Origin of the sequence: Streptomyces xantholiticus (assembly GCF_014651015.1) — a bacterium.
GTDB classification, from domain to species: domain Bacteria; phylum Actinomycetota; class Actinomycetes; order Streptomycetales; family Streptomycetaceae; genus Streptomyces; species Streptomyces xantholiticus.
The window spans coordinates 930,728-943,286 of record NZ_BMWB01000001.1 but is presented as its reverse complement, the minus strand read 5'-3'; the positions used below and the strand labels follow the sequence as shown (position 1 = coordinate 943,286).

Below are 12,559 nucleotides of genomic sequence, written 5' to 3'. Positions count from 1 at the left end.
AGCAGGCACCCGCGACGGCGGAGCCGCCGCCCACGCCCGACTCCGGCACGCTCGTGCCATGGGTGCTGTCGGGCAAGGGCGAGGCGGCGCTGCGCGCGCAGGCCGCCCGGCTGGCCGGCCACCTCGATGCCTCGGACGGTTGGACGGCGTCCGACGTCGGCCTCACCCTGGCCTCCCGCGAGACGTTCGAGGACCGCGCGGTGCTCCTGGCGCAGGGCCCGGACGAGTTCCGGCAGGCCCTCGCCGCGCTCGCGGCCGGTGAGTCGGCGGCGAACGTGACGCTGGGGCACGCCCGCACCGAGAGCAAGACCGGTTTCCTGTTCTCCGGTCAGGGTTCGCAGCGCATCGGCATGGGGCGCGAGCTGTACGCGGCGTATCCCGTCTTCGCCGATGCGTATGACGAGGTGTGCGCGCGTCTGGACGCGCCGGTCGACGTGGACTCCGAGGAGCTCAACCGCACCGGGTCGACCCAGCCGGCCCTCTTCGCGATCGAAGTGGCGCTGTTCCGGCTCCTCGAGTCCTGGGGCATCCGGCCCGACCATGTGGCCGGTCACTCGGTCGGCGAGATCGCGGCCGCGCACGTGGCGGGCGTGCTGTCGCTCGACGACGCCGCGAAGCTGGTGTCCGCCCGTGCCGCACTGATGCAGGCCCTGCCCGCCGGCGGTGCGATGGTGGCGGTCCAGGCCACCGAGGACGAGGTGCTCCCGCACCTGACCTCCGGGGTCGGCATCGCTGCGATCAACGGCCCGCGGTCCGTGGTGATCTCTGGCGCGGAGGACGCCGTCACCGCGATCGCCGAGGTCTTCGCGCAGCAGGGCCGTAAGACCTCCCGGCTGAAGGTCAGTCACGCGTTCCACTCGCCGCTGATGGACCCGATGCTGGAGGAGTTCGGCCGGGTGGTGGCAGGGCTGACGTTCCATGAGCCGCGGATCCCGGTGGTCTCGAACCTGACCGGCCGTCTGGCCGAGGCGTACACGCCGGAGTACTGGGTCCGCCACGTTCGCGAGGCGGTGCGCTTCGCCGACGGTGTGCAGACCCTGCACGACCTGGGCGTGAGCACCTTCGTCGAGATCGGCCCCGGCGGCGTCCTCAGCGCCCTGGCGCAGGGCTGCCTCGACGACGACGTCGTCACCGTGCCCGTACTGCGTGCCGACCGCCCGGAGCAGCAGGCCGTCACCGCCGCGCTCGCCGAACTGCACGTGCACGGCGTCTCCCCGGACTGGCAGGCGCTCATCCCCGGCGCCCGCCGCGTCGACCTGCCCACCTACGCCTTCCAGCGCGAGCGGTTCTGGCTGGAAGGGGACGAGGACCTGGCCGCCGCCACCGGAGCTCCGGCCGACGCGGCGGACTCCGGGTTCTGGGACACCGTGGAGCGGGAGGACGTGGAGTCCCTCGCCGCGACCCTGGGCGTCGGCGCCGACGCATCGCTCAGCGCCCTCCTGCCCCGGCTGTCCGCATGGCGCCGTCAGCGCCGAGAGCAGTCCGTGGTCGACGGCTGGCGCTACCGCGTCATATGGAAGCCGCTCGGAGCGCTCCCGGAGCCCGGCGCGCCCGGGACCTGGCTGCTCGTGACGGCCGGGGAGAGCGAGTGGGCCGCCTCGGTCCAGGCCGCCCTCGGCGAGCGCGGCCTGGAGTTGGTCACGCTCGTCGCCGGGCCCGGCACCGACCGCGCGACGCTGGCCCGCGAGTTGGCCGGCACCGGCCCCGTGGCCGGCGTCCTGTCGCTGCTCGCCGAGGACGAGACCGCCTCGGCCGGTCACCCGGGCCTGTCGCACGGCCTCGCCGCGACCCTCTGCCTGGTGCAGGCACTCGGCGACGCGGGCGTCGACGCGCCGCTGTGGTGCGCCACCCGCGGCGCGGTGGCCACCGGCCGCTCCGACCGTGTGGACCGGCCGGTGCAGGCGCAGGTATGGGGCTTCGGACGGGCGGCGGCGCTGGAGTACCCGCAGCGCTGGGGCGGCCTGCTCGACCTCCCCGAGATGCTGGACGCCCGCACCGCGGCCCGTGTGGTCGCCGTCCTCGGACAGGCGGCCGAGGACCAGGTCGCGGTCCGCGCCTCGGGCGTCCTCGGACGACGGCTCGTCCGGGCCAACCGCGCCGCCGCCCCCGCCCGGACGTGGTCGCCGCGCGGCACGGTCCTGATCACCGGTGGTACGGGTGCGCTGGGCGGGCACGTCGCCCGCTGGGTGGCCGGTGCCGGCGCCGAGCGCCTGGTGCTCACCAGCCGCCGCGGCCCCGACGCCCCCGGGGCCGCCCAACTCGTCGCGGAGCTGGAGGAACTCGGCGCGACCGCGACCGTCGTGGCCTGTGACGCGGCCGACCGGGACGCCCTGCGGGCCCTGCTGGCCGAGCACCCCGTCAACGCCGTGGTCCACGCCGCCGGCGTCGGCGACCACCTCATGATCGAGGACTCCGACGCGGCCGCCTTCGCCGGCACGGTGACGGCGAAGGCGGCGGGTGCGACGCACCTGGACGACCTGCTGGCCGGTCAGGAGCTCGACGCGTTCGTCATGTTCTCCTCGGGCGCCGGTATCTGGGGCGGCGCCGGCCAGGGCGCCTACTCGGCGGCCAACGCGTACCTGGACGCCCTCGCCGAGCACCGGCGGGCGCGCGGGCGCACCGCGCTCGCCGTCTCCTGGGGCGGCTGGGCCGAGGGTGGCATGGCCGGCGTCGGCAACGGCGAGGAGATGCTGCGCCGCCGCGGCCTGCCGCCCATGCAGCCCGCCCTCGCCATCTCCGCGCTGCAGCAGGCGCTGGCAGACGGCGAGACCACCCTGACCGTGGCGGACTTCGACTGGGAGCGGTTCATCGGCCCGTTCACCGTCGCCCGCCCCAGTGCCCTGCTCTCCGACGTGCCCGAGGCGCGTCACGCTCTGGAGGCCCCGGTCCCTCGCGGCGCCGAGGCCGGCAACTCGCTCGCCGCGAAGCTGGCCGGGTTGCCGGCCGGCGAGCAGGACCGCACGCTGGTGGACCTCGTCCGTACCCACGCGGCCGCGGTGCTCGGCCATGACGGCGCTACGGCCGTGGAGCCCGGTCGGGCGTTCAACGACCTCGGTTTCGACTCGCTCACCGCCGTCGAACTGCGCAACAAGCTCATGGCCGACACCGGCCTGAAGCTGCCCACCACGTTGGTCTTCGACTACCCGAACGCCACGGCCCTGGCCCGGTTCCTGCGCGCCGAACTGCTCGGTTCACAGACCGCCGCGCCGCAGGAGCAGCACGCGGGTGCCGCCGACGACGACCCCATCGCGATCGTGGCGATGAGCTGCCGCCTCCCCGGCGGCGTCGGCTCGCCCGAGGACCTGTGGCAGCTCGTGATGTCCGGCGGCGACGCCATCGCGGGCTTCCCCGAGGACCGCGGCTGGGACATCGAGGGCCTCTACGACCCCGACCCGGGCACCCCGGGCAAGACCTACGCACGCGACGGCGGCTTCCTCTACGACGCGGGCGACTTCGACGCCGCACTGTTCGGGATCTCGCCGCGCGAGGCGCTCGCGATGGACCCGCAGCAGCGCCTGCTGCTGGAGGCCTCGTGGGAGGCCTTCGAGCGGGCGGGCATCGACCCGGCCTCGCTGAAGGGCAGCCGCACCGGCGTGTTCGTCGGCATGTCCTTCCAGGGCTACGGCGCCGGCCTCCCGCAGGTCCCCGAGGGCGTCGAGGGCCACCTCCTCACCGGCAGCGCCGCAAGCGTCGTCTCCGGGCGCGTGGCGTACTCGTTCGGCCTGGAGGGCCCGGCGGTCACCGTCGACACGGCCTGCTCGTCGTCTCTGGTCGCGCTGCACCTGGCCATCCAGTCGCTGCGCAACGGCGAGAGCACGATGGCCGTCGCGGGCGGTGTCAACGTCATGGCCGTACCGGCCGCGTTCGTGGAGTTCAGCCGGCAGCGCGGGCTGTCGCCCGACGGACGCTGCAAGGCGTTCGGCGCCGGCGCGGACGGCACCGGCTGGGCGGAGGGCGTGGGCGTGGTGCTCGTCGAGCGCCTCAGCGACGCCGTGCGCAACGGCCACGACGTCCTCGCGCTCGTGCGGGGCAGCGCGGTCAACCAGGACGGCGCGTCCAACGGCCTGACCGCGCCCAACGGTCCCGCGCAGCAGCGCGTGATCCGGCAGGCCCTTGCCTCCGCCGGCCTCACCGAGGCCGATGTCGACGTGGTGGAGGCGCACGGCACGGGCACCGCGCTCGGTGACCCCATCGAAGCGCAGGCCCTGCTGGCGACGTACGGCCAGGACCGATCCGAGGACGAGCCGCTGTGGCTGGGCTCGCTGAAGTCCAACATCGGTCACGCCCAGGCGGCGTCCGGCGTCGCCGGCGTGATCAAGATGGTGATGGCGATGCGGCACGGAGTGCTGCCGCCGACGCTGCACGCGGACGAGCCGACGCCGCACGTGGACTGGTCGGTGGGCACGGTGCGGCTCCTTACCGACGCCGTCGAGTGGCCGAAGTCGGACCGCCCGCGCCGCGCGGGCATCTCCTCCTTCGGCGTCAGCGGCACCAACGCGCACACGATCATCGAGGCCCCGGCGGCGGAGCCGGCCGCCGTCGCCCCGGTCGAGGTCGCCTCGGCGACCGTGCCGTGGGTGCTGTCCGGCAAGTCGGAGGCCGCGCTGCGGGCCCAGGCCGAGCGCCTGCTGTCCCTCACCGCGGAAGGCGCCGAGCCGTCCCTCACCGACGTCGGCTTCTCGCTGGCGACCACCCGGGCCGCCCTGGAGCACCGCGCCGCCGTGGTCGGTGCCGACCGCGGCCGGATCGCCGAGGGCCTGCGGGCCCTGTCGTCGGGGGCGCCCGCTCCCGGCGTCGTCCTCGGCCGCGCCGACGCCGGCCAGGTCGGGTTCCTCTTCTCCGGGCAGGGCTCGCAGCGGCCCGGCATGGGGCGGGAACTGTACGAGGCGTTCCCGGTCTTCGCGGAGGCGTACGACCAGGTGTGCGCGCACCTCGACCGGCACCTCGACCGGCCGCTGCGGGACGTGGCCTTCGGCGAGAACGGTCACGAGGACGGCGACGAGCTGAACCGCACCGCCTTCACCCAGCCCGCGCTGTTCGGGCACGAGGTCGCGATCCACCGCCTGCTGGAGTCGTGGGGCGTACGGCCCAACTATCTGGCCGGTCACTCCGTCGGCGAGATCGCGGCCGCCCATGTGGCCGGGGTCCTGTCGCTGGAGGACGCGGCCACGCTGGTCACGGCCCGTGCCCGGCTGATGCAGGCGTTGCCCGCCGGCGGGGCGATGGTCGCCGTGCAGGCCACCGAGGACGAGGTACTGCCGCACCTCACCGGCCGGGTGAGCATCGCGGCGGTCAACGGGCCGCGGTCGGTGGTGGTCTCCGGCGACGAGGACGCCGTCGCGGCCGTCGCGGAGGACTTCGCCCGGCAGGGCCGCAAGACCTCCCGGCTCACGGTGAGCCACGCGTTCCACTCGCCGCTGATGAACCCCATGCTGGAGGACTTCGCCCGCATCGCCGGTGGACTGCGCTTCGAGAAGCCGAGGATCCCGGTCGTCTCCAACGTGACCGGTGAGCTCGTCGACGCGTACACGGCGGACTACTGGGTCCGGCACGTCCGCGAGGCCGTGCGCTTCGCCGACGGCGTCCGCACCCTGGGCGACCTGGGCGTCACCACGTTCGTGGAGGTAGGCCCCGGTGGAGTGCTGAGCGGCATGGTCCAGGGTTGCCGGGACGGCGCGGTCACCGTTCCCGCCCTACGGTCCGGCAGCCCCGAGCCCGAGGCGATCACCGGCGCCGTCGCGCAGCTCCACGTGCACGGCGTACCCGTCGACTGGCGCGCGTTCTTCGCCGGCCGCGGTGCCCGGCGCGAGGACCTGCCGACGTACGCCTTCCAGCACCGGCGGTACTGGCTGGAGACCACCGCGCCCATCGCCACCGCCGCGGGGACCGACGCCGTGGATGCGGGGTTCTGGGAGACGGTGGAGCGCGAGGACGCCCAGTCCCTCGCGGCCACCCTCGATCTGCCCGCCGAGCAGTTGCACGCGGTGCTGCCCCGGCTGTCCGCGTGGCGGCGGCAGCAGCGCCGGGAGTCCGCGGTGGAAGGCTGGTCCTACCGCACCGGCTGGAAGCCGCTGAGCGGTCTCCGGACCCACGAACTGCCGGGCGATTGGCTGTTCCTGGTCACCGAGGAGACCGAGTGGACCGCCGCCGTCGCCGACGGGCTCACGGCCCGCGGCGCCCGGCTGATCGCCGTCGTGGCCGACCCGGCCACCGACCGCGGCACGCTGTTGCGGCAGCTCTGCGACGCCGTCCGGGAAACCCCGGTCGAAGGTGTGATCTCCCTGCTCGGCACCGACGAGCGGCCCCACCCCGAGCACCCGGCCCTCTCCGTCGGCACCGCGCTGTCCCTCGCCCTGGTCCAGGCGCTCGGCGATGCGGGCATCGACGCGCCGCTGTGGGCTCTGACCAGGTCGGCGATGTCCACCGGCCGTTCGGACGCGGTTCCGAGCGCCGCCCAGAACGCCGTCTGGGGCCTCGGCCGGGTCGCCGCGCTGGAGCACGCCCGGCGCTGGGGTGGTCTGGTCGACCTGCCGGAGAGCGTCGACGACCGGGTCGTCGGCCGTCTTGCCGCGGTGCTCGGCCAGTCGGCCGAGGACCAGGTCGCGATCCGCGCCCGTGGAGTGTTCGGCCGCAGGCTGACCCGTACCGCCGCCCGCCGCGACGGCCGGGCCGGACACCGGTGGTCGCCGCGCGGCACCGTGCTCATCACGGGTGGTACGGGTGCGCTGGGCGGGCACGTCGCCCGCTGGCTCGCCGGTGCCGGTGCCGAGCACCTGGTGCTCACCAGCCGCCGCGGCGCCGACGCCCCCGGCGCGGCCGCCCTCAAGACCGAACTGGAGGCCGCGGGCGCCCGTGTCACCGTCGCCGCCTGCGACGTCACCGACCGCGAGGCACTGGCCGCACTGCTCGCCCGGCATCCGGTGAACGCCGTCGTCCACACGGCGGGTGTGGACCACCTGGAGCCGCTGGACGGCATGACGCCGGGCTCCTTCGCCGACGTGCTGTCCGCGAAGGCCGCCGGTGCCCTGCACCTCGACGCACTGCTCGCCGGCCAGGAGCTGGACGCCTTCGTCCTGTTCTCCTCCATCGCCGGCGTGTGGGGCAGCGGCTACCAGGCCGCCTACGCGGCAGCCAACGCCCTGCTCGACGGGCTCGCCGAGCGACGCCGCGCACAGGGGCTGACCGCGACCGCCGTGGCCTGGGGCCCGTGGGCCGGCGGCGGCATGGCCGAGAGCGACGGCGCGGACGAACGACTGCGCCGCCGCGGCCTGATCCCGATGCCCGCCGCGCTCGCCGTGGCCGGCCTCCGCCAGACGCTGGACTCCGGCGAGACGACCGCGACCGTGGCCGACATCGACTGGGAGCGGTTCCTCCCGCCGTTCACCGTGGGCCGCCCGAGCGCCCTGCTCGGCGACCTCCCGGAGACCGAGCGGATCCTGACCCCCGGCAGCCGCACCGACGCGACCGGCACGGCCGCCGCCTCGCCGCTGGCCGCCCGCCTCGCCGGGATGCCCGGGACCGAGCAGCACACACTGCTGGTCGAGCTCGTCCGCACGCACGCCGCGGCCGTCCTCGGGCACAGCGGCGCCGGCGAGGTCGAGGCCGACCGGGCCTTCAAGGACCTGGGCTTCGACTCCCTGACCGCCGTCGAACTGCGCAACCAGCTCAACGCCGAGACCGGCCTCGCGCTGCCCCCCACACTGGTCTTCGACTACCCCAACGCCCTCGCCCTCGCACGGCAGTTGCACACCGAGATCACCGGCCGCACCGCCGCGGTCGCACCGGAGACGGCCGGCGCACCGGCCGAGGACGACGACCCCATCGCGATCGTCGGCATGGCGTGCCGGTATCCGGGCGGGGTGCGTTCGCCCGAGGACCTGTGGCAGCTGGTGGTCTCCGGTGGTGACGCGGTGGGGGAGTTCCCGGCGGACCGGGGCTGGGACGTGGACGGCATCTACGACCCGGACCCGGACGCGTCGGGGAAGACGTACACGCGCCGGGGTGGATTCCTGTACGAGGCAGGGCAGTTCGACTCCGGGTTCTTCGGGATCAGTCCGCGTGAGGCCGTGGCGATGGACCCGCAGCAGCGCCTGTTGCTGGAGACCACGTGGGAGACGTTCGAACGGGCCGGCATCGACGCGGAGTCGGTGCGGGGGAGCCGGACCGGTGTCTTCGTCGGCTCCGGCTACCAGGACTACGCCGCCCGGGCGTTCAACGCGATCGACGACTCCGAGGGCTTCTTCGGCACGGGCAACTCCGCGAGCATCATGTCCGGCCGCATCGCCTACACCCTCGGCCTGGAAGGACCGGCGGTCACCGTCGACACGGCATGCTCGTCGTCGCTCGTGGCCCTGCACTGGGCGATTCAGGCGCTGCGCAACGGCGAGTGCTCCATGGCACTGGCCGGCGGCGTCATGGTGATGTCCACCCCGCGGGCCTTCGTGGAGTTCAGCCGCCAGCGCGGGCTGGCCGCCGACGGCCGGTGCAAGGCGTTCGGCGCCGGCGCCGACGGCACGGGTTGGGCCGAAGGCGTCGGCATGCTCCTGGTGGAGCGGCTGTCCGACGCCCGCCGCAACGGGCACCGCGTGCTGGCGGTGGTGCGCGGCAGCGCCGTGAACCAGGACGGTGCGTCCAACGGCCTGACCGCGCCGAACGGCCCCGCGCAGCAGCGTGTGATCCGGCAGGCCCTGGCATCGGCCGGCCTGTCTCCTGCCCAGGTCGACGCGGTGGAGGCGCACGGCACGGGCACGCGGCTCGGCGACCCGATCGAGGCGCAGGCGCTGATCGCCACGTACGGCAGTGAGCGGCCGGAGGGACGGCCGCTGTGGCTGGGCTCGCTGAAGTCGAACATCGGCCACTCGCAGGCCGCGGCCGGTGTCGGCGGCATCATCAAGATGGTCATGGCGATGCAGCACGGTCTGCTGCCGCAGACCCTGCACGTGGACGAGCCGACGCCGCACGTGGACTGGTCGGCCGGTGAGGTCCGGCTGCTGACCGAGGCCATGCAATGGCCGGAGTCGGACCATCCGCGCCGTGCCGCCGTGTCGTCCTTCGGCGTCAGCGGCACCAATGCCCACACCATCATCGAACAGGCCCCGGCCCACGACGAGGAGACCACCACCACGCCGGACCCGGCCCTGCTGCCGTGGGTGCTCTCCGCCAAGACCAGCGAAGCACTGCGCGATCAGGCGCGACGGCTGCTGTCCTTCGTGGCGGAAGGTATGTCACCTGCCGATGTCGGCTTCTCGCTGGCCACCACCCGCAGCACCCTGCGCCACAGGGCAGCGGTTCTCGGCGAGAGCTGTGACGACTTCCGGCGCGAACTGGGCTACCTGGCCGCCGGAATGCCGTCTCCCGGTATCGTCCAAGGTCGGCCGGGCGGCAAGGTCGGGTTCTTGTTCTCGGGGCAGGGTTCGCAGCGCCTCGGCATGGGGCGGGAGTTGTACGAGGCGTATCCCGTCTTCGCCGATGCGTATGACGAGGTGTGCGGGTGGCTGGACGCGCCGGTGGATGTCGATTCGGAGGAGCTGAACCGGACGGGGTCGACGCAGCCTGCGCTGTTCGCGGTCGAGGTGGCGTTGTTCCGGCTCCTCGAATCCTGGGGCGTGCGGCCGGACTACGTGGCCGGTCACTCGGTCGGCGAGATCGCCGCGGCTCATGTGGCCGGTGTGCTTTCGCTTGAGGATGCGGCGAGGTTGGTGTCGGCGCGTGCTGCGTTGATGCAGGCGCTGCCTGCGGGCGGTGCGATGGTTGCCGTGCAGGCGACCGAGGACGAGGTGCTGGCGCACCTCACCGAGCAGGTGGGTATCGCGGCGGTCAACGGGCCCCAGTCCGTAGTGATTTCGGGTGCCGAGGACGCCGTGCTGGCGGTCGCCGCGGTCTTCACGCAACAGGGTCGTAGGACGTCGCGGTTGAAGGTCAGTCATGCGTTCCACTCGCCGTTGATGGATCCGATGCTGGAGGAGTTCGGCGAGGTCGTCCGCGGCCTGACCTTCGAGGAGCCGCAGCTCCCCGTCGTCTCCAACGTCACGGGCCGGCTCGTCGAGGCCTACACGGCCGAGTACTGGGTGCAGCACGTGCGCGAGGCGGTCCGCTTCGCCGACGGTGTGCAGACCCTCAGCGACCTAGGCGTGACGACGTTCGTGGAGATCGGCCCCGGCGGTGTCCTGAGCGGGATGGCACAGGGCTGCGTCGACGGTGCCGTCACCGTACCGCTGCTGCGTGCCGACCGTCCCGAGCGCCAGGCGCTCGTCACGGCCCTCGCCCAACTGCACACCCACGGCGTCCCCGTGGACTGGAGCGTCTTCTTCTCCGGTGCACGGAAGGTCGACCTGCCAACGTACGCCTTCCAGCACGAGCGGTACTGGGTGGACGTGCAGAAAACCACTGCCGCCGCCGCGGTGGTGGACCCGGTCGACGCGGAGTTCTGGGAGACCGTGGAGCGCGAGGACCTGCGCGCCCTCGCCGAGACCCTGGACATCGGTGCCGAGGACGCGTTCAGCGACGTCCTGCCGGCGCTGTCGTCGTGGCGGCGGCAGCGCAAGGAGCAGTCCACCGTGGACGGCTGGCGCTACGGCATCACCTGGAAAGGGATCCCCGACCCCGAAGGCACGGCCCGGAACGGTGTATGGCTGGTTCCGGTCGGCGCTGCGCAACTCGCCGACGACTGGGTCACCGCCTGCCTGCGCGGGCTGACCGACCGCGGCCTGGCTCCGCTGCCGGTCCCGGTCGAGCCGGCCACCGGCCGCAAGGACCTGGCCGCGCAGCTCACCGGGGCGGCCGGTGACGAGACCGTGGCGGGCGTCCTGTCACTGCTCGCCGTCGACGGTGAGCCCGCCCCGGCGGCCGCGGCACTGACCACCGGCGTCGCGCTGTCCGTCCTGCTCGTCCAGGCCCTGGGCGACGCGGGCATCGGGGCCCCGCTGTGGTGCGCGACCCGGAACGCGATGGGCGTGGGCCCCGCTGACGAGGTGGCGGACCCCTTCCAGTCGCAGGTATGGGGCCTCGGCCGGGTGGCGGCGCTGGAGCATGCGCAGCGCTGGGGCGGTCTGGTCGACCTGCCCGGGACGATCGACGACCGGGTCGCCGGTCGCCTCGCCGCGGTGCTCGGCCAGTCGGCCGAGGACCAGGTCGCGATCCGCGACCGCGGTGTGTTCGGGCGGCGCTTGTCCCGGCTGCCCGCGGGCCGGACCGGCCGTTCGTGGTCGCCGCGCGGCACGGTGCTGATCACGGGCGGTACGGGTGCGCTGGGCGGCCATGTCGCCCGCTGGCTGGCGGGTGCGGGCGCCGAACATCTGGTGCTGACGAGCCGCCGGGGCATCGACGCTCCCGGCGCCGGTGAGCTGAAGTCCGCACTGGAGGCGCTGGGCGCCCGTGTGACGGTCGCGGCCTGTGACGTGGCCGACCGCGAGGCGCTGGCCGCGCTGCTCGCCGCGCACCCCGTGAACGCCGTCGTCCACACGGCCGGCACCGCCGAGGCGGGCATGCTGGCCGAGACGAGTCTCGACGACTTCGCGGCCACGGTCGCCGCGAAGGCCCTCGGAGCCGTACACCTCCATGAATTGCTCGGCGATCAGGAGCTGGACGCCTTCGTCGTCTTCTCCTCCATCTCCGGTGTGTGGGGAGGCGGCGGTCAGGCCGCGTACTCGGCAGCGAACGCCTTCCTCGACGGCCTGGCGCAGCACCGGCGGGCCCGGGGTCTCGCCGCGACCGCGATCGCCTGGGGCCCGTGGGGCGAGGGCGGCATGGTCGCCGACGGCGGGGACGAGGAGCGGCTGCGGCAGCGCGGCCTGACGGTGCTGAGGCCGAAGTGGGCGATCTCCGCGCTGCACGGTGTGCTGAGCGACGGGGATGCTGCGGTCACCGTGGCGGACGTGGACTGGGAGCGGTTCGTCGTCCCGTTCACCGTCAGCAGGCCGAGCGTGCTGCTGAGCGAACTGCCGGAGGTCAGGGACGCCTTGGCCGAGGAGCCCGCCGAGCGGGCCGCGGAACCGTCGGCGCTGAAGGAGAAGCTGTCCGGGCTGTCCGAGGGCGAGCAGCATCGCCTGCTCGTGGACACGGTGTGCGCGCACGCGGCGGCCGTTCTCGGCCACAGCGGCTCCGCGGCCGTGGAACCGGGCCTGGCGTTCCGGGACCTCGGCTTCGACTCCCTCACGGCGGTCGAGCTGCGCAACCTGCTCACTGCCGACACCGGGCTGACCCTGGCAACGACGCTGGTCTTCGACCACCCGACGCCCGATGCGATCGCCCGGTACCTGTGGAGCGAACTCGCCGGCGAGACGGGCCCGGCGGGGGTGTCGGTCTTCACCGAACTGGACCGGCTGGAGTCGGTGATCTCGACGGCCGCCTCCGACGAGGAGACGGTCCGGTCAGGGGTGCGGAGGCGGCTGCAGGAGCTGCTGTCCCTGGTGAACTCCGCCGGGGACCAAGGCGCGGAATCCGCTGACGCACAGCGGCAGCTGCAGGACGCGACGATCGACGACATCTTCGATCTGATCGATCAAGATCTAGAAATTTCCTAGTTCTTGGCGCTCTACCTTTAACGACAGCCGAGGACGGA

The 12,559-nt window shown here is 73.8% G+C and carries 1 protein-coding gene; it reads left to right on the top strand.

The window, feature by feature from the left end; all coding sequences use genetic code 11:
• Nucleotides 1-12,521: type I polyketide synthase (locus IE198_RS04310; protein ID WP_189882701.1), on the top strand; the 12,521-nt coding region annotated here is incomplete at its 5' end.
• Nucleotides 12,522-12,559: the final 38 nt, after the last annotated feature.